The sequence below is a fragment of the Labrenzia sp. THAF191a genome (assembly GCF_009363335.1).
Taxonomy (GTDB): Bacteria; Pseudomonadota; Alphaproteobacteria; order Rhizobiales; family Stappiaceae; genus Roseibium; species Roseibium algicola.
Genome location: NZ_CP045333.1, coordinates 1,065,106 through 1,087,742 on the forward strand (window position 1 = coordinate 1,065,106; position 22,637 = coordinate 1,087,742).

Genomic DNA, 22,637 nt, shown 5'->3' on the forward strand with positions numbered 1-22,637 from the left:
ATCTAGAGTGACATATTCAAGTTAATTAAACGCTAAACCCCCGCGATAAATTACAATAAATGTGTAGTCTAATTAAAGTAATGAAATAAAAGCAAAATAATCCTGAAATTAAAATTCGATCTGATTTGGGCAATATTTTCCTAGTAGGAATAATTTACCGACTTAGCAAATTTGTTCACCCAATAAATTGACCGGTAAACATGACCTGACTACCACCAAGAAAGATGTATTCGATACAACCTTAGATTTTCTTTTCGCGCAAACATCAAGTTGCATGATTTATGCTGCAGGGTAGATTCACTGCTGATCAACGCTTACATCTAATTCGGGTAGCGAGAAAATTTACAACCTCATGCTTGCGCAAAACTTGCCGGTTGGATTTTCGACCCTGTCAGCGGTGGGCAACAGGGCCGCTATTCAACAAACCAGCGGCGCGGCGCTGGCCCTCACTATCAGCTCTACATCAACCATCACCGGTTCCATCTCGACGTCTGACCTGGTGTGCGCAACGTCAATACAATCCAGCAGGAGGGAAACTGCCCTGGCACCAAGCGCGCGCCGGTCCTGCCGAATGGTTGTAAGTGCCGGGACATAAAACTCCGACAGCTCGATATCATCGAACCCGACGACGGAAATATCCTCCGGAACGCGGACACCGTTTGCGGTCAGGGTCGAGATCAGCCCGAAGGCAACCTGGTCCGACGCACAGAAAACCGCTGTTGGCCGATCGTTCATCTCCAGGATCCTCTCACCTGCCATCCGGCCGGATTCCAGGGAAAAGTCGCCCCGGATGATCCATTCCTCCCGGGCAGGCAGCTCCAGCCTTGCACGTTCGGCCAGCATGCCTTCGCGCCGGGCATGCGTCAGAACATTTTCCTGCGGACCCGTGATATGGGCAATCTTGCGATGGCCAAGGTCATACAGGTGCCGGACGGCCAGTTGCGCCCCGCGAACGTTGTCACTGCGCACGGAAGGCAACGCGACGTCGTGCGCCCATTCACATGCAAAGACGATCTTGCCGGAGACGCCGTTGTCTTCGAACAGCTGCAATTCCTGGTGGGAGATTGCTCCGTCCAGACAGATCATGCCGTCGATCTGGGCGTCCAGAAAGTAGTCGACCACGTGTTTGCCACTGGTCGCATGGTCCTTGGTATCGGCGATCAGGACGGAATAGTCACGGTTGCCGAAGGATGCACTTATCCCGGCCAGGATCTGGGAAAAGAACGGATTGCCGAGGTTTGGCACCAGAACCAGGATGGCTCCGGCCTGCTGGGTGCGCAGGTTACGCGCTGCACGGTTGACCCGGTAACCGGTAGAGCGGATCGCCGCGAAGACGATGTCGCGGGTTGCCTCTGTCAAAAGTTCAGGATTGCTCAGCGCCCGGCTGACTGTTGCGGTCGATACGCCCGCCTCTTTGGCAACATCTTGAATTCGTGCTATTTTCTGGGCCAAGGCCTTCTCCGGTATTTCTCTTTTTTGAGCCTGGGCGCCTGCCGCCATGACGGCCGGTTCGTCCTCGAAACTGTCTGATCCGACATTCCGGGTTGACACAAGACCGTTTCCCGAGAATGATGAATGTAATCGATTACATATAGCATACAATAAAATGTAATCGATTACAAAATGCGGTGGAGGCCGCATGGTGAGGACAATCGGACAGTTCACGTTCGATGGGAGGAAATGATGAAAGCACTACGTGCAGTTTTTGCAGCAACGACCGCCCTTTGTGCAGCAACGGCCGCGAATGCGACCGATCTGGAAGTCACCCACTGGTGGACTTCAGGCGGCGAAGCGGCTGCGGTTGCCGAATTCGCAAAGGCATTCGACGCGACCGGCAACAAGTGGGTTGACGGTGCGATTGCCGGTTCCGGCGGCACAGCCCGCCCGATCATGATCAGCCGTATCACCGGTGGCGACCCGATGGGTGCAACGCAGTTCAACCATGGCCGCCAGGCAGAGGAACTGGTGGAAGCCGGCCTGATGCGCGACCTCACGGACATTGCAGAGGAAGGCAACTGGAAAGAAGTCATCCATCCCTCCAGTCTGCTCGACAGCTGCACGCTGGATGGCCGCATCTATTGCGTTCCGGTCAACATTCATTCGCAGCAGTGGCTCTGGCTGAACAACAAGGTGTTCGAGGACAACGGCCTGGCGGTTCCGACCAACTGGGACGAATACGCTGCCGCAGCACCCAAGCTTCAGGAGGCGGGCATCGTGCCGCTGGCCATGGGGCAGCAGCCCTGGCAGACGACACTGGCGTTCCAGGTGCTTCTCACCGCACTCGCCGGACCCGAGGCCTATACGAAGATCTTCGGCGAGAAGGATGCAGAGCTTGCCGGTAGCGAGGAAATGGCAAAGGTCTTCCAGGCTGCCGCGACTGCTCGCGACATGTCCAAGGACTCCAACGTCCAGGGCTGGAACGATGCCACCACCATGGTCATCACCGGCAAGGCCGCGGGCCAGATCATGGGTGACTGGGCGCAGGGTGAGTTCCAGGTCGCCAACCAGGTTGCCGGCGAGGACTACACCTGCCTGCCCGGCCTTGGCGTCAACGAGGTCATCATGACCGGCGGCGACGCGTTCTACTTCCCGAAAGTGGACGACCCGGCCATCACCGAAGCCCAGGGCGAACTGGCAAAGGTCATGCTTTCCCCGGAAGCCCAGGTTGCCTTCAACCTGAAGAAAGGCTCGCTGCCAGTGCGTGGCGACGTCGATCTGGCGGCTGCAAACGACTGCATGAAGAAGGGCCTCGACATCCTGGCCAAAGGCAATGTCATCCAGTCTCCGGACCAGTTGATGTCCGCCGACAGCCTGACCCAGGTGAACGACCTCTTCGTCGAGTTCTTCAACAACCCGTCCATGACCGCTGAAGACGCACAGTCGATGTTCGCGTCGATCGTCGGCAACGCCGACTAACAGCGGAAAAAGGCCCGCCGCCCGCGCCGCACGGTCCCAACTTTACCGGGACAGCGGCCAGGTGGCGTCCTCCAGCCCTGCGCGCTCCGGCGCGCAGGGAGCGCCCGACATCACCCTGGACGTCTCGACAAGGAAGTTTTCGGCATGGCCGCAGCTACGCGCCCCGCGAGGTGGCATCGGAACATCAGCGCCAAGGTGGCCGCGGTTCCGATGATCATCACCGCCGTGGTGGTCTTCATCGGCGGAACCGCCTGGACGGTTCTTTATTCCTTCACCAACTCCAAGCTCCTGCCGCGTGAGAAATTCGTCGGTCTTGCCCAGTACGACCGGCTGTGGAGCAGCAGCAAGTGGCTGATCTCCATCGAGAACCTGGCCATCTACGGAGCTTTCTCGCTGATTTTCTCGCTGCTGATCGGCTTCATGCTGGCGGCCCTGCTCGACCAGAAGATTCGGTTCGAGGACACGTTCAGAACAATCCTGCTCTATCCCTTCGCGCTCAGCTTCATCGTCACGGGACTGGCATGGCAGTGGATTCTCAATCCCGACTTCGGCATCCAGCACGTGGTGCGCAGCCTCGGTTGGGAGAGTTTCAATTTCGACCCGCTCTACAATCCCGAGATCGTCATCTATGGCATCCTCATCGCCGGCCTTTGGCAGGGAACCGGGCTGATCATGTGCCTGATGCTGGCAGGTCTTCGGGGGATTGACGAGGACATCTGGAAGGCCGCCAAGATCGACGGCATCCCGATGTGGAAGACCTATCTCTTCATCGTCATTCCGATGATGCGCGGCATCTTCATCACCGCAATCGTGCTGATCGCCTCCGGCATCATCAAGGTCTACGACCTGGTCGTCGCCCAGACCGGCGGGGGGCCCGGCATTTCCTCCGAAGTTCCGGCCAAATACGTCTATGACGCCATGTTCCTGTCGCAGAACCTCGGCCAGGGCTTTGCCGCCTCCACCATGATGCTGCTGACGGTCGTCATTATCGTCGTGCCCTGGGCCTATCTCGAGTTCGGAGGCAAGCGCAAATGACCAAGACGCCTCACCTGCTCAAAGGCTCGATGAAATACGATACCGGCCCGGCCGAAGCCGGCCCCGACCGGGCGCTCCGCCACGGCGACGGCACGCCATCCGGCAGCCGGATGGTCGAAGGCCCCGCCGGCCGCAAGCCACGCAAGGCGCTGTCCCGCAGGAACATCCTGATCTACGGCACGCTGATCGTCGTCTGCCTCTATTACCTGCTGCCGCTTTACGTGATGATCGTCACCTCGCTGAAGGGCATGCCGGAGATCCGGCTTGGCAACATCTTTTCACCGCCCGTGGAGATCACCTTCCAGCCCTGGGTGAAGGCCTGGGCGGAAGCCTGCACCGGCCTCAACTGCGATGGCCTGTCACGCGGCTTCTTCAATTCGGTCAAGATCCTGATCCCGTCCGTGATCCTGTCGATCGTGATTGCCTCGGTAAACGGATATGCGCTTGCCAACTGGCGCTTCAAGGGCTCGGAAACCTTCTTCACGATCCTGATCGTCGGAGCCTTCATTCCCTACCAGGTGATGATCTATCCGATCGTGATCATGCTGCGGGAAATCGGCCTTTACGGCAGCCTGACCGGGCTGGTGATCGTGCACACAATCTTCGGCATGCCCATCCTGACACTGCTGTTCCGCAACTATTTCGCCTCCGTGCCGCAGGAACTGTTCAAGGCGGCGCGCGTGGACGGGGCCGGGTTCTGGGCAATCTACTTCCAGATCATGGTGCCGATGAGCCTGCCGATCTTCGTTGTCGCCATGATCCTGCAGGTGACCGGCATCTGGAACGACTTCCTGTTCGGCGTGATCTACACCAAGCCGGACCTCTATCCGATGACGGTGCAGCTCAACAACATCGTCAATTCCACGCAAGGGGTGAAGGAATACAACGTCAACATGGCCGCGACCATTCTGACCGGCCTCGTACCCCTCACCATCTACTTCATCTCCGGAAAACTCTTCGTGCGCGGCATCGCCGCCGGTGCGGTGAAAGGCTAACGAGACGACCCATGGAACCAAGTATCTCCATCAAGAACCTTTCCCTGAGTTTCGGAAGCCTGGATGTTCTGAAGGATCTCAACCTCGATGTCGGCCAGGGTGAGTTTCTCGTGCTGCTCGGCTCTTCGGGCTGCGGAAAATCAACCCTTTTGAACTGCATTGCCGGGCTGCTGGACGTGACCGGCGGGCAGATCTTCATCGGCGGGCGCAACGTGACCTGGGCGGAGCCTTCCCAGCGTGGCATCGGCATGGTGTTCCAGTCCTATGCGCTCTACCCGCAGATGACCGTCGCCGGCAACCTGAGCTTCGGCCTGAAGAACGCGGGCCTGCCCAAGGCGGAAATCCAGGAGCGGGTGAACCGGGCCGCAAAGGTCCTGCAGATCGAACCGCTGCTCAACCGCAAGCCGGCCGCCCTTTCCGGTGGCCAGCGCCAGCGTGCCGCCATCGGCCGGGCTCTGGTGCGCGATGCCGACGTTTTCCTGTTCGACGAACCGCTGTCGAACCTGGACGCCAAGCTGCGGGCGGACCTGCGGGTCGAGATCAAGCAGCTGCACCAGAAGCTGTCCAACACCATGATCTACGTCACCCACGACCAGATCGAGGCCATGACGCTGGCCGACCGGATTGCCATCATGCGTGGTGGCCAGATCCTGCAGCTGGCCTCCCCCAACGAGATCTACAACCGGCCGGCCAACAAGTATGTGGCCGAGTTCATCGGTTCGCCGACCATGAATTTCTTTGAAGGAGAGCTGGAAGAAACCGGCGGAAATTACCGGTTCGCGTCAGGCGGAAAGACCTTCTCGCTTGACGGATACACCTTCCAGAACGGCCCTCCTGCAGCAGGCGCAGCCTGGTTCGGCATCCGTCCGGAACACATGGTCAGCGGCGCGGAAGCAGACACCGCGCTCGTGCGGTTGGATGGGCAGGTGGAACTGGTGGAGCCGCTCGGTTCGGACACGCTTGTCCGCTTTACCACCGGCGACCAGACGCTGTGGGTGCGCATGGACGGCCAGGCGAACATCCGGCACGGCGACGCAATCACGGTCGGGTTCGATCCCGCCCGCGCCAATCTTTTCGACAAAACCTCGGAATCCCGGCTCTAGGCCGGTCCTTAACCACTTCAGGACAATCAAGATGGATATTTCATTCCAGCTCTATTCAGCCCGCGAATTCACCCCATGGGACGGCGTTCTCAAGCGGCTTGCGGACCTCGGCTATACCCAGGTCGAGGGGTTCGGCGGAAACTACGAGAACCCGGCAGCCTTTCGCGACATGCTCGACGCCCAGGGCCTCAAGATGCCGTCGGGCCATTTCTTTCCGATGGAGCAGTTCGAAGACGACCTCGCCAAGGTGATCAGCACTGCCCGGACCCTTGGCATGGAACGGATCTTCGTTCCCGCCGTGCCGCCCGAGCAACGCGTTCCGGATGCGGCCATGTGGCAGTCCATCGCCGAGCGGCTGGAAGCCATCGGTCAAAAGATCCGCGATGCCGGCCTGCGGTTCGGTTGGCATAACCATGATTTCGAATTCAATGCCTGCGCCGATGGCCGCCTGCCGATGGACATCCTGATGGAGGCCGCCCCTTCCATCGAATGGGAAGCCGATATTGCCTGGATCGTGCGCGGCAATCAGGACCCGCTCGACTGGATCGAGAAATACGCCAGCCGCATCACCACGGCCCACGTGAAGGACATCGCACCGGAGGGCGAATGTGCCCACGAGGACGGTTGGGCGGACGTCGGCCAGGGCACCATGGACTGGAAAGGCATCATGTCGGCGCTTCGCGGCGTCGGGGTCGATCTCTTCGTCATGGAACACGACAAGCCTTCCGACTTCGACCGTTTCGCCACCCGCTCCGTTGCGGCCTTCCGCACCTACTGAGGTAACCCCATGAGCAAGACACTTGGCATCGGCATCCTCGGATGCGGAAACATTTCGGCCGCCTACATGCGCCTTTCTCCGCTCTTCAAGGGCATCGAGGTGCGCGCCTGCGCCGACATCTATGAAGCTGCCGCAAAAGCACGTGCCGAGGAATTCGGCCTGAGAGCCGAAACCGTCGACGGCCTGCTGGCGGCAAGCGATATCGACATCATCGTCAACCTGACGGTTCCGGCCGTTCACTACGAAGTCTCCAGACGCGTTCTGGAAGCCGGCAAGCATGTCTATTCGGAAAAGCCGTTCGTGCTTAGCCTGGAAGAGGGCGAATCCCTTGCCGCGATTGCGAAGGAAAAAGGCCTCAGGGTCGGGTCGGCCCCCGACACCTTCCTGGGCGGAGCACACCAGCTTGCCCGGCACCTGATCGACAGTGACGCCATCGGCAAGGTGACGTCAGGCACCTGTTTCGTACAGAGCCCGGGCATGGAAATGTGGCACCCGAACCCGGACTTCTTCTTCCAGGCGGGTGGTGGCCCGATCCTCGATCTCGGGCCTTACTACGTTTCCAACCTGGTGCAGCTACTTGGACCGGTGAAGCGGGTCTGTGCAATGAGTTCCGCCGGATCTGAATATCGCACCATCACCTCCGAGCCGCGCAACGGAGAAAAGATCAAGGTGGAAACACCGACGACCATCCACGCAGTGATGCAGTTCCAGTCCGGTGCCCAGATCACCTATTGCGCCAGCTGGGACGTGTGGCAGCACGGCCATTCCAACATAGAGCTTTACGGCCGCTCCGGCACGCTGCATGTGCCGGATCCGAATTTCTTCGGTGGTGAAGTGCGCATGACGGACAAGGGCAGTTTCGTGACCCTGTCGGAAGCCTGGAACCACCCGTTCTCCAAATCAAACGACCGTGGCCACGCCAATTACCGCACGGCGGGCCTGGCCGATATGGCCCTCGCCATCCTGGAAAATCGGCCGCACCGTTGCTCTTTGGAATTTGCTCTGCATGTTGTCGATGTGATGACGTCGATTCTCGCTTCCGGCGAGAGTGGGACTTTCATTGACATCAAAACCACCTGCGAGCGCCCGGAAGCCCTGGACCCGCAGGCGGCAAAAGGCCTTTTAGTATAACGGGATAGCCTATGACCTGGACAGCAGCGGAAACGCGCTACGACACCATGGAATACCGCCGATGCGGGAAATCCGGCCTGAAACTGCCGGTGATCTCGCTCGGCCTTTGGCACAATTTCGGTGACGATACGCCGCTCGACAAGAAACGGGAGATTGCCCGGACCGCCTTCGATCTCGGCATCACCCATTTCGATCTTGCCAACAATTACGGCCCCAAGCCGGGTTCGGCGGAAACCGCCTTCGGTGAACTGCTGCGGACGGATTTTGCGCCTTACCGGGACGAGATGATCATTTCGTCCAAGGCGGGTTATGAGATGTGGCCCGGGCCGTATGGCGAGTGGGGAAGCCGCAAATACCTGATCGCGTCCTGCGACCAGTCCTTGAAGCGGATGGGGCTCGACTATGTCGATATCTTCTATTCGCACCGCTTCGACCCGGACACACCGCTGGAAGAGACCATGATGGCCCTCGACCACATCGTGCGGTCCGGACGGGCGCTTTATGTCGGCATCTCGTCCTATAATTCCAAACGGACACGGGAAGCCGCCGCCATCCTGAAGGAGCTGGGCACACCGTGCCTGATCCATCAGCCGAGCTATTCCATGATCAACCGCTGGGTCGAGGAAGACGGTCTTCTGGATACTCTCGACGACCTCGGCATCGGTTCCATTGCCTTTTCGCCGCTGGCCCAGGGCATGCTGACCAGCAAATATCTGAAGGGTATTCCGGAAGACAGCCGGGCGAACCAGGGCAAATCGCTGAAGACCCAGTTCCTGAGCGAAGACAACCTCGCCACCATCCGGGCACTCAACGACATTGCCGAAAAGCGCGGCCAGACGCTGGCGCAGATGGCCCTGGCGTGGGTGCTGCGCAAAGGCCGGGTCACGACGGCCCTGATCGGTGCGAGCCGGGGCAGCCAGGTAAAGGACTGCGTCGGGGCTGTCGCCAATCTCCAGTTTTCCGACGAAGAGCTGAAGCTGATCGAGGAAACCACCCGCGAGGCGGACATCAACCTGTGGGCGGCCTCGGCTGAACGGAAAGGACCCAGCCGGAAATGATCCGAAATCCCATCCTGCCGGGGTTCAACCCGGATCCCTCGATCTGCCGTGCGGGCGATGATTATTTCATCGCCACCTCGACCTTCGAATGGTATCCGGGCGTCCAGATTCACCGGTCGAAAGACCTGGTCAACTGGGATCTGGCCTGCCGGCCGCTCAGCCGTGCAAGCCAGCTCGACATGCGCGGCAATCCGGACAGCGGCGGCATCTGGGCACCGTGTCTTTCCTACGCGGACGGACGGTTCTGGCTGGTCTATACGGACGTCAAACGGCTGGATGGGAATTTCAAGGACGCGCATAACTACATCGTCACGGCCCCTTCCATCGAGGGGCCGTGGAGTGACCCGATCTACGTCAGCTCACACGGGTTCGATCCGTCGCTGTTTCACGACGACGATGGCCGCAAATGGTTCCTCGTCCTGCAATGGAACCACATTTCAAATTCCGTCGGCGGGCATCCGCGCCATCCGGCCTTCGACGGCATCCTGCTGCAGGAATGGTCGGAAACGGAAGGCCTGAAAGGCGAAATCCGCAGGATCTTTTCCGGAAGCCCGCACGGTTTGACGGAAGGTCCACATCTTCACAAGCGCGGCGGCTGGTACTACCTGACGGTCGCCGAAGGCGGCACTGGCTACGGGCACGCCGTTACCATGGCCCGGTCACGGTCCATCGACGGGCCGTACGAGCTTCACCCGCAAACCCACCTCATCACCGCCAAGGACGATCCGGTCGCGCCGCTGCAACGGGCCGGTCACGGCCAGATTGTCGAAACGCCGGATGGCGACGTCTACCACACCCATCTGTGTTCCCGGCCCCTGCCCGGACGGTTCTCGCCTCTGGGACGGGAGACCGCGATCCAGAAGTGCGAATGGCGGGAGGACGGCTGGCTTTACCTGGAAGACGGCGGCATGGTTCCGAAGGTTGAGGTGCCGGGTCTGACGGCGACAGAACCTCGCCCCCCTCAACGGGTGGACCGCACTTTCACTGGCGAAGTCCTGCCGCCCGAGTTCCAGTGGCTGCGCACGCCTTATCCGGAGCGGCTATTTTCCCTCACGGGCACGGCCTTGCGGCTAACCGGACGGGAAAGCATCGGCAGCTGGTACGAGCAGTCGCTGGTTGCCCGGCGGCAGGAGCACCTCAGCTACCGGGTGGAAACCACGCTCACCGACTTTGCGCCAACGACCTACCAGCAGGCCGCCGGACTGACGACCTATTACAACCGGCACAAGTTCCATTTTCTGGCCGTGAGCTGGACGGGACAGCTCGGCCGTTGCCTGACGCTGCTTTCCTGCCCCGGCGACTGGCCGGATGGACGCATGTCATTTCCGGCAGACCCTGTCGCGCTTGGCGACGGACCGGTCGAGCTTGCCGTTGAGGTTGATGGTGCCCGCCAGCAATTCTTCTGGCGCCAGCAAGGCCGCGACTGGACGCCCTTCGGACCGGATCTCGATGCCAGCGTGATCTCGGATGAAGGCGGGCGCGGTGAGCACGGCTCCTTTACCGGTGCCTTTGTAGGTATGCTGGCCTTCGACATATCCGGGCAAGGCAAGACCGCCGATTTCAGCAGGTTTTCATACGCACCGGAAGGCACGTGAGCTCACACTCTAAGGAGATATTCATGGCTGGACTGATCAAGGGGCCCGCGATTTTCCTGGCCCAGTTTGCCGGAGACGACGCTCCGTTCAATTCGCTTCCCGCAATCGCCAAATGGGCCGCGGATCTCGGCTACAAGGGCATACAGATCCCGACTTTCGACAGTCGCCTGTTCGACCTCGACAAGGCCGCCGAAAGCGAAACCTATTGCGACGAGGTCAAAGGCATCTGCGCGGACGCCGGCGTCGAGATTACCGAGCTTTCGACCCATCTGCAGGGCCAGCTCGTGGCGGTTCACCCCGCCTATGACCTGGCCTTTGACGGCTTTGCACCATCCCAAGTGCACGGCAATCCGAAGGCCCGGCAGGCCTGGGCGGTCGACCAGATGAAAAAGGCGGCGATCGCCAGCAAGCGGCTTGGCCTCACTGCTTCCGTCAGCTTCACCGGTTCGCTGGCGTTTCCCTATCTCTACCCCTGGCCGCAACGGCCTGCGGGGCTGATCGAGGAAGCCTTCAAGGAACTGGCGGCGCGCTGGAAACCGATCCTTGATGTCTATGACGAAAACGGTGTCGATGTCGGCTATGAAATCCATCCCGGCGAGGACGTCTTCGACGGCGCCACGTTCGAGATGTTCCTGGAGGCGCTCGGCGGTCACACGCGCTGCCAGATCAACTACGATCCGTCGCACTTCCTGCTGCAGCAGCTCGACTATCTGGCGTTCATCGACATCTATCACGAGCGCATCTGCGCCTATCACGTGAAGGATGCCGAGTTCAATCCGGACGGCCGCCAGGGCGTCTATTCCGGCTATCAGGGCTGGGTCAACCGCGCGGGCCGGTTCCGGTCCCTGGGTGATGGCCAGGTGGATTTTTCCGGCATCTTCTCCAAGCTTGCCCAACATGGCTATGACAGTTGGGCCGTTCTGGAATGGGAATGCTGCCTGAAGTCACCCGAACAGGGTGCTGCCGAAGGGGCACCCTTCATCGAGCACCACATCATCGAAGTCACCGACAAGGCCTTCGACGACTTCGCCGGCGGCGAGACCGACCAGGAGCAGATCCGGAAGATGCTGGGGCTGAGTTAGGGGCAGACTGACCGCGCATCCTCATTCCGGCAAGGTAACCAGTCCTAGCTGGCTCAGTTTTGCCGGTATCTCGGTTGTCAGCCCGGGCGACCGAAGGAAGACCGGAGGCCTACTCGTTGCCAGAGATTCGGTTTGGAGCGAAGTCTCTTGTAGACATCCGACCACTTCGGCAAGCGGCGCTGAGAGTGGACCCCGGATCTGCGCTGCGCTTGTCCGGGGTGACAATCTTCAATGCGGCACCTCTTCCTCCCCTCATCCTGAGGAAGCGCGAAGCGCTGTCTCGAAGGATGGGCTGCTTGCTCGGGATATGCCGCCCATGCTTCGAGACGGACCTAGCGGTCCTCCTCAGCATGAGGGTTGCTTTTCGGTTACGTGCGAGAGATGTGGCTTCACAGCAGCAGGTGCGAAACCGAGGGGGCGTAGAGCGCATCGACAGCGGCGGCCGTCGCACCGAGGGCGACAGCTGTTGCACCGGACGTACCGATGCGGATCCTGTCTTCTTCAAGCGAACCGTCGAGACGGCGAGGAAGCGGGGAGGCACTGTCGAGCAGCGCCTGGAGGAAGTCCGGACGAATGATGCCGCCCAGGATCAGCGCTTCCGGGTCGAGCATCATCTCGATCATGTTGATCATCTGGCGCATGAGCGGCGCGACTTCGGCTATCCAGCCGAGGACCGCCGGATCTCCTTCGGCGAACAAGGCTTCGATCCGTCCAACGGAGCCTGGTTCCGTCGGCTCAAGGCCAAGCCTTTCGCACAGCGCGTTGAGTGACAGATACCGCTCCAGGCAGCCGGCGTTGCCGCAGGAACAGGCCGGGCCTGTCGGGTCGATCACAACGTGCCCGATTTCGCCGGCGTTTTTCGTCGCACCCGGATAGAGCGCCCCGTTCAGGACGAAGCCAGCGCCAAGCCCCATGCCGAACTGGATGAAGGCAAAGCTGTTGAAGCTGCGGCCGATCCCGTAAACATGCTCGCCCAGCGCGGCGGCCGACGCATCGTTCTGAAGGACCACCGGCAAGCCGATCGCCGACTGAAGCTGTGCGAGATTTTCCGGCGAGCCGAAATCCGAAAATGTGGTGGCATCGGTGCCGCTGGAGGTCTGCGATCCGGTTTCGAAAGGACCGGGAGCAGCAAGACCGACGCCGAACAGACACTTGGCCATACCGGGATGAGCAGCGCGGAATTCCTCTGCCATCGACAGGATCCGGCTGTTGGCTGCCTTGGGCGTGGCAGCGGCCATGTGGGCGGCCGACTGCCAGACGATGCTGCCCAGAAGATCGCAGGCAATCGCCGTGACAGACAGACGATCGACATGAAACCCGAGACTGTAGGCATGATCGGGTTTGAGCTGCACCGTCATGCCCGGATGTCCGCGGCCCCGGGCCTTCTGGGCATGCATCTCGACAATGCCGCGGCTTTCCAGCTCACCGACGATATTCTGCACCGTCTGGCGGGAAAGCGACGTGATTTCAGATATTTCCGAGCGACCGATCGGACCGCGCGTGCGGATGACTTCCAGCACCACGCGGTGATTATGCGTCTTGGCGCGGGTCAGGTTTGTGCCGCTGGTCCGGAAGGATGCGGGGATCGGAGCACTGTCGTTCATGGCGCCAATAGACCAGAAATTATTTTTTCTATCAATTTGACAAAATAAAAAAACCGAACATAGGATGCTTTGCCTACACAAAAACCGGAGGGCGAGATGAACACGTTTGGAAAGTTGATTTTGGGGTCCGCCTTCGCGACCCTGGCCATGACCACGACGGCATTGGCCGACACCACACTGAATGCACTTTTCATGAGCCAGGCGGCTTATAGCGAAGACGACATCAAGTCGATGACCGCCAAGTTCGAGGAAGCAAATCCCGGCGTCACGGTTGCGCTCGAATTCGTTCCCTATGAAGCCTTGCACGACAAGATCATTGCAGCGGCAGGTGCGGGCGATGACGGGTATGACGTTGTCCTGTTCGACGTGATCTGGCCGGCCGAATTCGCAACGCGCGGCTTCCTGCAGGATGTCACCGACCGCATTCCGGCCGACTATACCGACAAGGTTTTCGATGGCGCCTGGACGACCGTCGAATATGACGGCAAGCGCTATGGCATGCCCTGGATCCTCGACACGAAATACCTCTTCTACAATGCCGACATGCTGGCAGAGGCTGGCATTTCCACCCCGCCCAAGACCTGGGCCGAACTGGCGGAACAGGCCAAGCAGATCAAGGACAAGGGCATTGTCGAATATCCGCTGGTCTGGAGCTGGTCCCAGTCCGAGGCGATGATCTGCGACTTTACCACCCTGACGGCGGCCAATGACGGCGCGTTCTTCGATGAAGGCCAGCCGGCCTTTACCGCAGGCGGTGCCAAGGATGCCGTTTCCTTCATGAAGGCAACGCTGGACGAAGGCCTGAGCAACCCGTCTTCACGCGAATATTTCGAAGAAGACGTCCGCCGGGTGTTCTCCAACGGCGAAGCGGCGTTTGCCCTCAACTGGACCTACATGAACGCCCTTGCCAACGATCCGAAGGAAAGCAAGGTCGCCGGCAAGGTGAAGGTAGCTCCCGCACCAGGCGTCGAAGGCAAGTCAACCGCCTCCAGCGTCAACGGCTCCATGGGTCTCGGCATTCCCGCCAACAGCCCGCATGCGGATGAAGCCTGGGCCTATATCTCCTTCCTGACCCAGAAGGACGTTCAGGACAACTATGCCAAGCTCAGCCTGCCGATCTGGAAGGCGTCCTATTCCGAACCGAAGGTGATCGAAGGCCAGGAAGACCTGATCGCGGCGGCGAAAGAATCCATCGCTGTCATGTATCCGCGTCCGCTGGTGCCGTCCTACACCGAAGTCTCCGACATTCTCCAGAAGAACATCCATCAGGTCCTGCTCGGCCAGGCAAGCGTGGATGAAGCGCTGGAAGCTGCCGCAGACCGCGTCAAGCGCATCCGCTAAGTTTGCGACTGACGGGAGACTGACCATGCATGGCCGACGCCAGAAACGTGAAAAATGGATCCTTCTGGCGCCGGCCCTGGCTTTGCTTGCGCTGGTCACGCTGATACCGCTTGCCAACACACTGTGGCTGAGCTTCACCGACACGCGCATTTCCGCTCTTCCCGAGCCGGTGCATTTCATCGGCCTGGAAAACTACGTCTACGCGCTTACCGACCCGGATTTTCAGGACGCCCTCTTCAGGACGCTTTACTTCACAATCGTCTCGGTGGGTCTGGAAGGCATTCTCGGTGTCGCGGTTGCCGTGCTGCTCAACCAGGAATTCCGCGGCCGGACGCTGCTTCGGGCTCTGATCATCCTGCCCTGGGCGGTGCCGACCATCGTCAACGCCGTTGCCTGGCGCTTGATCTATCACCCTGATTATGGCGCGCTGAACTCCCTGCTGTTCCAGTTGGGCCTCATTTCCGATTACCGCAGTTGGATCGGCGATCCGGCGACCGCCATGAACATGGTCATCCTGGCAGATGTCTGGAAGAACTTTCCGCTGGTTGCCTATGTTGCACTGGCCGCCCTGCAGACAGTGCCCGGTGACCTCAACAAGGCGGCAGCCATCGAAGGCGCCGGTCCGTGGAAACGGTTCCGCTCGATCACCCTGCCCTGGATCGCCGGTCCATTAATGGTCGTCATGGTGCTGCGAACCATCGAGGCCTTCCGCGTCTTCGACATCATCTACGTGATGACCGGCGGAGGCCCCGCGGACAGCACCAAGACCGCGAGCTTTTACGTCTACCAGGAATATTTCAACTACCTCAGAAGCGGCAGCGGGGCCTCCTATGCAGTGCTGGTCGCCGGCATCAGCGCCGTTCTGATCGTGTTCTATTATTCCGCCACCAGGCGGCAGACGGCGGGAGGCGCGGCATGAAACGCTCGCTCGTTCAATCCATCCTGCTTTATGGCTGCGCCCTGTTGCTGGCAGCCTTCACAACAGGTCCGCTGCTCTGGCTTGCCGTCATGAGCATCAGCGCGCCGACCGACCTGACCGCGGTGCCGCTGCGCTGGATCCCCTCCGAACTTGACTTCAGCCGCTACACGAGCCTGCTCAGCCTTGAAGGCGGCAACGGCGAGCGGTTTTTGAGCGCACTCCGGAATTCCCTCCTGACAGCTGGCGGGGCGACCGTCATCGCGCTTCTGCTCGCCATTCCGGCTGCCTATGCCTTTTCCAGAAGGCAGGCGTCGATGGTCCTGTTGTTCGCCTTTCTCGCAACGATCATGATGCCGCCGATCACCTATGTGCTGCCGCTCTATTCGACCTTCAGCAGCTTCGGCATGCTGAACCACACGGTGACGCTGATCATCGTCTATACGGCCATGCTGCTGCCTTTCGCCACCTGGCTGATGAAGGCCAATATCGACGTGCTGCCGGTGGAAGTGGAGCAGGCTGCCTTCATGGAAGGTGCCGGAACCGCCTACACAATCCGGCAGGTGGTGCTGCCACTGGCTCTTCCGGCCATTGCCGCCACCGCCATGCTGTCCTTCCTGGTGGCCTGGGACGAGTTCTTCTACGCCCTGATCTTCACCAACGATCTCAGCGCGAAGACCCTGCCTGTTGCGATCGCGGATTTCTCCGCCGGACGCGTTACCGACTACGGCGTCATCGCCTCGGTTGGCGTTCTGGCGACATTGCCGCCAGCCATCCTCGCCATCGCCTTCCAGAAATTCATCGTCTCCGGACTGGTCGCCGGATCCGTCAAGGGCTGACCACAGCAGGAGACCGACAAGGAATGAACGCCGCAATGCCGCAAGACCCCATCCTCCAAATCAGCCGCCTGCAGAAGAGATACGGGGACGTGAATGTCCTCAAGGACATCGATATCTCCATGGCGCCCGGCGAGTTTCTTGTCCTGGTCGGACCGTCCGGTTGCGGCAAGTCGACCCTGCTGAGCTGCATTTCCGGACTGACCGACATTTCCTCCGGCACCATCCGCATTGCCGGCAAGGACCGCACCAACGACGAACCGGCCGACCGGGATATCGCCATGGTGTTCCAGTCCTATGCCCTGTTCCCCAACATGAGCGTGGAACGCAACATCGGCTTCGGCCTTGAAGTCCGAAAGGTTGAAGAGGCCGAGAAGAAACGGAAGGTGGCCGAAGTTGCGGATCTTCTGAAAATAGAGCACCTGCTGCACCGCCGCCCGGCGGAACTTTCCGGCGGACAGCGCCAGCGTGTCGCCATGGGCCGGGCCCTTGTGCGCGAACCGAAGCTGTTCCTGTTCGACGAACCGTTGTCCAATCTCGATGCCAAGCTGCGCGTGACCATGCGCACCGAAATCAAGCGCATCCATCAGACCACAGGCGCGTCCATCGTCTACGTCACCCATGACCAGATCGAAGCCATGACGCTGGCCAGCCGGATCGTGGTGATGAAAGACGGCGTGGTCCAGCAGATCGGCACGCCGCAGGAGATCTACAACAAGCCGGTAAATGCCTTTGTCGCGGACTTCATGGGCGCGCCGTCCATGAACCTGATGACCGGCACCGCTACACGCGAGGGCGACCATCTCCGGCTGCAGATCCCGACGCCGGAAGGACCGCTGCTGGAACTGTTCGACTATGGTCCGGGGCCGGAAACGCTGTCCGCCGGCGGTACGGCAGAGCTCACCATCGGCCTTCGCCCGGAGGCGATGACGGATCTTGGCTTGCGGTCCGGTGGCATCGACGGCCGCAGCCTGCAAAGCGCCGATTGCCTTCTCGACGTGGTCGAACCGGCCGGCGCCGATACCTATGCGGTCATTCAACTTGGCGGAACGGAAGCCGTTGCCCGGCTGTCAGCGGATGCGCCGGTCACCGCCGGACAGCGCGTCCCGATCGCTTTCGACCTTTCCAAGATTTCCTATTTCGACATTGCATCGGGTAACCGCCTATGAGCATTCAACGAGGCCTTGCCGCCGACATCGGCGGCACCAACACCCGGCTGGCGCTGGTCGAGAACGGCCGCGTTCTGGAAAACACCATCGCGCGGTTCCGCAATGCGGATTTCGAAACACCGGAAGCGGCCATCAGCACCTATCTTTCGGAAGCCGGGCGACCGGCCTGTGCTTCTGCCGTCATCGCCATCGCAGCCCCCATCGATGGCCCCGCGATCCGCATGACAAACCATCCCTGGACCTTCAGTGCCGACTGCATCGGCAAGGTTCTGGGCGGAGCGAACATTACCTTCCTGAACGATTTCGAGGCGCTCGCCTATTCGCTGGACAAGGTCCCAACGGAGCGGCTTCAGCCCGTCTATGAACCAAGCCAGAAACTGCGCAGCAACGCCACGCGCCTCGTCGTCGGCGCGGGAACCGGTTTCAATGCTGCCGCGCTGTTTCAGACACCTGCCGGGTTTCATGTCGGCACCGGCGAATGCGGTCACTCGACTTTGCCGGTCGAAACCGAAGACGAACTTCGGCTCTGGAATTACCTCGCTCTCAACCGTGGACGCGCCTCCGTCGAACGGGCGCTGTCGGGAAGCGGTCTCAAGGAAATTCACGAGTGGTATTGCCTGGAGCAGGGCCTGTCGCCGCGCGACCTGTCACCGGCTGACATTGCGGAGCGCGCCAATTCCGGGTCCGATCCGCTTTGCGTTTCCGCTGCCCGGCAATGGGTGACATTTCTCGGCCGGGTGATTGGCGACCTCTCGCTGGTGTTCCTGTCCCTTGGCGGCATCGTGCTGACAGGCGGCGTCACCCGAAGCCTGGCGAGGTTCCTGGCAGAACCGGAATTCATCAACGCCTTTTGCGCGAAGGGCCGCCAGCAAAAGCTGGTTTCCGGCATTCCTGTTCATCTGCTTGATGACGATTTCGCAGCTCTGGCGGGGTGTGCCTCGCGGATGTAGTCGACACCGCACCATCAGGAACTCAGTCCCAGCTCCTCGATCACGGTCTGTACCGCCAGCCGGAAGACCTGTTCCTCGGCACCTGGCTGGGTGTCCGGACGGGTCATCAGCCCGACCGGCCCCTTTGTCATGTCGGTGTCAAACGGCAGGCGGACCAGGTGACCGTCGGCGGTTTCGTTCTGCACCACGCCGGACGAAATGATCCAGACCGCGTCGGTCCGGCGGGTATAGACCCTGCCGAAAGCACCCGAGACCGTTTCGATCTTGTTCGGAATCTCGCCGACCCCATTGGCGATCATGAAGCGCTCGACCAGAGGCCGGATCGCCGCGCCTTCCGGCGGATAGAGCACGGGCCATTCGACAATACGCTTGATATCCGGCCTTTCCAGAAGCGGGTGCCCGACCCGGACGATCACATCGACACGCTCGGAATAAAGCTGGGTGAAGGAAACGCCTTCCATGGAAACCGGCCTGCCGAGCCGGCCGATCACCAGGTCGAGTTCACCCATCTTCAACCGTTCGATCAGGTAGCCGTGCGGGCCGTCCATGATCTGGACCATGACATGAGGTGCCAGTTCGGAAAACTCCTTGATGACCGGGGGCATGAAGCTGGCCGCGACACTCGGCAGAACGCCCACCTTCAAGGTCGCACGGGCGTGTTCGCCTTCTTTCTCGACCCCGTCCAGGCCTTGCTGCAGGCTCGCCAGCGAGATCTGCGCGAAATGCAGAAACACCTTGCCCTGTTTGGTCAGCGCGATGCCGGCCCGGTTTCGCGTCATCAGGCTGGCGCCGATGATATCTTCCAGTTCCTTGAGCGTTTTGGAGATCGCCGGCTGGGTGAGATTCAACTTGTCGGCAGCCAGTTTCAGGCTGCGTTCCTGCGCAATCTCCACGAAGCACTGGATGTGCCGGAACTTGATGCGTCGGTCGATCATTTAATTTCTCGTTTTGGAAAGAAAGAAGCCGAATATCTCATTTTACTTCCCAATTTCGATCATTCAATATCAATTCAACAAGGGAGGATCGGATGCGAACTCAGGTTGTCATTGTCGGCGGTGGACCGTCCGGCCTGCTGCTCGGGCAGCTTCTTCATCTGAAGGGCATCGAGACCATCATTCTGGAGCGCAAGACGCGCGAATATGTGCTTGGCCGCATCAGGGCCGGCATTCTGGAAACGGGTCTCGTCAACATGATGCGCGAGGCCGGCGTGGCCGAGCGGATGGACAAGGAATGCTTCGTCCATGACGGCACCTGCATCTCATACGAAAACGAGATGTTCGACATCAACTTCCAGAAGCTGATCGGCCAGAATGTCGTCGTCTACGGCCAGACGGAAGTCACGCGTGATCTTTATGACGCCCGCGATGCAGTTGGCGGTCAGACGATTTTCGAGGTCGAGGGGGTCGAGATCCGCGATGCGGACACCGACGCGCCCTATGTCACCTTTACCGTGGACGGCAGCGCGCGGCGCATCGACTGCGATTTCGTGGCGGGCTGTGACGGGTTCCACGGCGTCAGCCGCAAGACCATTCCCGACACCGTGCGCAAGGACTACGAGAAAGTGTTTCCCTTCGGCTGGTTGGGCGTTCTGTCCGAGACGCCGCCGGTGCATGAAGAACTCATCTATGCCAATTCGGCACGCGGCTTCGCGCTTTGCTCCATGCGTAACGAAAACCTGTCGCGCTACTACGTCCAGTGCAATGTCAGCGACGACATTTTCGAATGGACCGACGAGAAGTTCTGGGACGAACTGAGACGCCGGCTACCGGAAGCGGTTGCCGACAAGCTGGTGACCGGACCCTCTATCGAGAAATCCATTGCCCCGCTCAGGTCCTTCGTGTGCGAGCCGATGCGCTGGGGCCGTCTGTTCCTGTGCGGCGATGCCGCCCATATCGTGCCGCCGACAGGCGCCAAGGGCCTCAACACCGCTGCCTCCGACGTCCATTACCTCTATGAGGGTCTGGTGCATTACTATCAGGACAAGGACAGCCACGGCATCGATACCTATTCGGAGAAAGCCCTGGCACGGATCTGGAAAGCGGAGCGTTTCAGCTGGGCGACCACCAACATGCTGCACCGGTTCCCGGACCAGTCGGATTTCGACCTGAAGATGCAGCGGGCGGAAATCGAGTCTCTGCATCACAATGAAACCGCGCAGAAGTGGTTTGCGCAGAACTATGTGGGACTGCCCTACTGATGAATATCGCGCGTCTGCCTTCTGCCGACATTCACTGGCGCGAAGATGGCGACCCCGGCGGCACGCCTGTCGTCTTCGCCAATTCGCTCGGCACGGAATTGCGGCTCTGGGACAAGGTCATCGACCTTCTGCCGGAAACAGGTCTCCGGCTGATCCGCTTCGACAAGCGCGGCCACGGGCTGTCCTCCTGCCCTGAGAGCCCCTACTCCATGGACGATCTCGCCAGCGACACGCAACAGCTGCTCGATCACCTTCAGATCGGCTCCTGTGTTTTTGTCGGGCTTTCCATCGGCGGCATGATCGGTCAGCTCCTGTCGCAACGGCAGCCGGAACGCATCAAGGGTCTGGTGCTGTCCAACACCGGGGCGAAAATGGGCGAAGCCGCCATGTGGCAAGACCGGATTGCCCGGATCCGTGCAGGCGGTATCGAGAGCCTTGCCGATGCCATTCTGGAGCGCTGGTTTTCGGAAGATTTCCGCCAGACGGCCGAATGCCTGGCCTGGCGCCACATGCTGGTTCGCACCCCGACGGAGGGTTACATCGGCTGCTGCGAAGCAATAGCCGGTGCGGATCTGACGGACAGCACGTCCGGGCTTCGCCTGCCGGTGCTGGGTATCGGCGGCAGCGAGGACCTCGCCAGCCCACCCGCCATGGTGCGCGGCACGGCGGACCTCATCGCCGGCAGCCGTTACGTTGAAATTTCCGGTGCGGGCCATCTGCCCTGCGTCGAAAAGCCGGATGTCTTTGCCGGCCATCTCATGACTTTCCTGAAGGAGGACCTCCATGTCTGAGCGTTTTGAAACCGGCATGAAGGTCAGGCGATCCGTGCTTGGCGATGAACATGTCGACCGGGCGGAAGCCGCCAAGACGCCACTTGACGAACCATTCCAGACCCTGATCACCGAGGGTGCCTGGGGCACGGTTTGGGCGTCGGACGGCATCAGTCCGCGGGAGCGTTCGATGCTGACGCTCGCCCTTCTGGCGGCACTCGGCAATTTCGAGGAGATTGCCATGCATATCCGGGCAACCGCCCGCACCGGCGCCAGCAAGCAGGACGTGCTCGAGGCGTTTCAGCATGTGGCGGTCTATGCCGGCGTGCCACGTGCCAACCAGGCGCTCAAGATCGCCAAGGAAACTTACGCCGAAATGGAACGCAGCGGCCAGAAGCTGACCGCGACAGGCGGTTAACGGAGGAAAATCGATGTTGAAACCCGGACCTTTCTATCAGCGGGACCGCGAGTGGCATCCGCCTGCACATACGCCGGACTACAAGACCAGCGTGTCGCGCTCGCCGCAATATTCGATGATCAGCCTGGAAAACAACGTCAGCGAGATCACCGGGCCGACCTTCGGCCATAACGATATCGACCCGCTCGACAAGGATCTAATCTACAACTACGCGAAGGCGGGTGAAAGCGCGATCGGCGAGCGGATCATCCTGCATGGCCGGGTGCTGGACGAGAACGCGAAGCCGATCCCGAACACCCTGGTGGAGATCTGGCAGGCCAATGCGGGCGGACGCTACCGGCACAAGAAGGACACCTATCTTGCGCCCATCGACCCGAATTTCGGCGGCTGCGGCCGCACCCTGACCGACGAGAACGGCTACTACTATTTCCGCACGATCAAACCGGGCGCCTACCCCTGGCGCAACTGGGTGAACAACTGGCGGCCGGCCCATATTCACATGTCGATCTTCGGCACTGCCTTCTGTCAGCGTCTGATCACCCAATGCTACTTCGAGGGCGATCCGCTCATTCCGAAATGCCCGATCGTGAATACCATTCCCGATCCCGCGGCCATTGAGCAGCTGGTCGCCAAGCTCGACCTCAATGCCACCATCCCGCTCGACACGATCGCCTACAAGTTCGACATCGTCCTGCGCGGACGCCGCTCGACCCTGTTTGAAAACCGGCCGGAGGGGAACTGAT

At 60.4% G+C, this 22,637-nt stretch carries 21 protein-coding genes; 18 read left to right on the forward strand and 3 right to left on the reverse strand.

The window, feature by feature from the left end:
• Positions 1–417: 417 nt before the first annotated feature.
• Positions 418–1,452 carry a LacI family DNA-binding transcriptional regulator gene (locus tag FIV05_RS04915; RefSeq protein WP_152508861.1) on the reverse strand — a complete coding sequence of 345 codons (1,035 nt, stop codon included), beginning with the start codon at positions 1,450–1,452 and terminating at the stop codon, positions 418–420.
• A 228-nt stretch (positions 1,453–1,680) separates the two neighbouring features.
• Here FIV05_RS04915 and FIV05_RS04920 point away from each other — a divergent pair, with 228 nt between their 5' ends.
• The 9 genes from FIV05_RS04920 (at position 1,681) to FIV05_RS04960 (ending at position 11,693) form a co-directional block, all read left to right on the forward strand.
• A complete protein-coding gene (locus FIV05_RS04920) occupies positions 1,681–2,916 on the forward strand; it encodes an ABC transporter substrate-binding protein (RefSeq protein WP_022999280.1) in 1,236 nt (411 codons plus the stop codon).
• A gap of 144 nt (positions 2,917–3,060) precedes the next feature.
• Entirely contained in the window at positions 3,061–3,951 is an 891-nt protein-coding gene (locus FIV05_RS04925) for a sugar ABC transporter permease (protein ID WP_055656892.1), read from the forward strand.
• A gap of 110 nt (positions 3,952–4,061) precedes the next feature.
• A complete protein-coding gene (locus FIV05_RS04930) occupies positions 4,062–4,946 on the forward strand; it encodes a carbohydrate ABC transporter permease (RefSeq protein ID WP_152511822.1) in 885 nt (294 codons plus the stop codon).
• Between the two features lie 11 nt (positions 4,947–4,957).
• Positions 4,958–6,049 carry an ABC transporter ATP-binding protein gene (locus FIV05_RS04935; RefSeq protein WP_152508862.1) on the forward strand — a complete coding sequence of 364 codons (1,092 nt, stop codon included), beginning with the start codon at positions 4,958–4,960 and terminating at the stop codon, positions 6,047–6,049.
• Positions 6,050–6,080: 31 nt separating this feature from the next.
• Positions 6,081–6,827 carry a sugar phosphate isomerase/epimerase gene (locus tag FIV05_RS04940; protein ID WP_152508863.1) on the forward strand — a complete coding sequence of 249 codons (747 nt, stop codon included), beginning with the start codon at positions 6,081–6,083 and terminating at the stop codon, positions 6,825–6,827.
• 9 nt (positions 6,828–6,836) lie between these two features.
• Positions 6,837–7,958 (forward strand): Gfo/Idh/MocA family oxidoreductase, encoded by a 1,122-nt coding sequence (locus FIV05_RS04945; protein ID WP_152508864.1) that lies wholly within the window; start codon positions 6,837–6,839, stop codon positions 7,956–7,958.
• Between the two features lie 11 nt (positions 7,959–7,969).
• Positions 7,970–9,016 (forward strand): L-glyceraldehyde 3-phosphate reductase, encoded by a 1,047-nt coding sequence (gene mgrA, locus FIV05_RS04950; RefSeq protein ID WP_022999286.1) that lies wholly within the window; start codon positions 7,970–7,972, stop codon positions 9,014–9,016.
• Complete coding sequence (locus tag FIV05_RS04955; RefSeq protein ID WP_152508865.1) at positions 9,013–10,611, forward strand: glycoside hydrolase family 43 protein; 1,599 nt, start codon at positions 9,013–9,015, stop codon at positions 10,609–10,611. Before mgrA ends, FIV05_RS04955 begins: the two co-directional genes overlap by 4 nt.
• Before the next feature lie 23 nt (positions 10,612–10,634).
• Complete coding sequence (locus tag FIV05_RS04960; RefSeq protein ID WP_152504958.1) at positions 10,635–11,693, forward strand: sugar phosphate isomerase/epimerase; 1,059 nt, start codon at positions 10,635–10,637, stop codon at positions 11,691–11,693.
• A 389-nt stretch (positions 11,694–12,082) separates the two neighbouring features.
• Here the strand turns inward: FIV05_RS04960 and FIV05_RS04965 are convergent, their stop codons facing one another.
• Positions 12,083–13,297: an ROK family transcriptional regulator gene (locus tag FIV05_RS04965; protein ID WP_152508866.1), complete on the reverse strand. Its 1,215-nt coding sequence runs from the start codon at positions 13,295–13,297 to the stop codon at positions 12,083–12,085.
• Between the two features lie 147 nt (positions 13,298–13,444).
• On the opposite strand from FIV05_RS04965, the gene FIV05_RS04970 reads away from it, so the two are divergent.
• From FIV05_RS04970 to FIV05_RS04990, 5 genes are read left to right on the forward strand one after another with little or no spacing between them, the layout of a single operon-like run.
• Positions 13,445–14,638 carry an extracellular solute-binding protein gene (locus FIV05_RS04970; RefSeq protein ID WP_286202298.1) on the forward strand — a complete coding sequence of 398 codons (1,194 nt, stop codon included), beginning with the start codon at positions 13,445–13,447 and terminating at the stop codon, positions 14,636–14,638.
• Between the two features lie 25 nt (positions 14,639–14,663).
• Complete coding sequence (locus FIV05_RS04975) at positions 14,664–15,557, forward strand: sugar ABC transporter permease (RefSeq protein ID WP_152508868.1); 894 nt, start codon at positions 14,664–14,666, stop codon at positions 15,555–15,557.
• On the forward strand, positions 15,554–16,393 hold the full coding sequence (locus FIV05_RS04980; protein WP_152508869.1) for a carbohydrate ABC transporter permease: 840 nt from the start codon (positions 15,554–15,556) through the stop codon (positions 16,391–16,393). The genes FIV05_RS04975 and FIV05_RS04980 overlap by 4 nt, the downstream gene beginning before the upstream one ends.
• Positions 16,394–16,416: 23 nt before the next feature.
• Positions 16,417–17,559: a sn-glycerol-3-phosphate ABC transporter ATP-binding protein UgpC gene (gene ugpC / locus FIV05_RS04985; protein ID WP_152508870.1), complete on the forward strand. Its 1,143-nt coding sequence runs from the start codon at positions 16,417–16,419 to the stop codon at positions 17,557–17,559.
• Positions 17,556–18,509: an ROK family protein gene (locus FIV05_RS04990; protein ID WP_152508871.1), complete on the forward strand. Its 954-nt coding sequence runs from the start codon at positions 17,556–17,558 to the stop codon at positions 18,507–18,509. The genes ugpC and FIV05_RS04990 overlap by 4 nt, the downstream gene beginning before the upstream one ends.
• Before the next feature lie 14 nt (positions 18,510–18,523).
• Here the strand turns inward: FIV05_RS04990 and pcaQ are convergent, their stop codons facing one another.
• Positions 18,524–19,444: a pca operon transcription factor PcaQ gene (pcaQ, locus tag FIV05_RS04995; RefSeq protein WP_055656875.1), complete on the reverse strand. Its 921-nt coding sequence runs from the start codon at positions 19,442–19,444 to the stop codon at positions 18,524–18,526.
• Positions 19,445–19,536: 92 nt separating this feature from the next.
• Between pcaQ and pobA the strand changes: the two genes are divergently transcribed.
• The 4 genes from pobA to pcaH are packed head-to-tail and all read left to right on the forward strand — an operon-like array spanning position 19,537 to position 22,636.
• Positions 19,537–20,706, forward strand: coding sequence for a 4-hydroxybenzoate 3-monooxygenase (gene pobA, locus FIV05_RS05000; protein WP_022999296.1), 1,170 nt, complete (start codon positions 19,537–19,539; stop codon positions 20,704–20,706).
• Positions 20,706–21,497, forward strand: coding sequence for a 3-oxoadipate enol-lactonase (gene pcaD, locus FIV05_RS05005; protein WP_152508872.1), 792 nt, complete (start codon positions 20,706–20,708; stop codon positions 21,495–21,497). The genes pobA and pcaD overlap by 1 nt, the downstream gene beginning before the upstream one ends.
• A complete protein-coding gene (gene pcaC / locus FIV05_RS05010; RefSeq protein WP_022999298.1) occupies positions 21,490–21,894 on the forward strand; it encodes a 4-carboxymuconolactone decarboxylase in 405 nt (134 codons plus the stop codon). The genes pcaD and pcaC overlap by 8 nt, the downstream gene beginning before the upstream one ends.
• A gap of 13 nt (positions 21,895–21,907) precedes the next feature.
• Entirely contained in the window at positions 21,908–22,636 is a 729-nt protein-coding gene (pcaH, locus tag FIV05_RS05015; protein WP_055656871.1) for a protocatechuate 3,4-dioxygenase subunit beta, read from the forward strand.
• Position 22,637 lies beyond the last annotated feature (1 nt).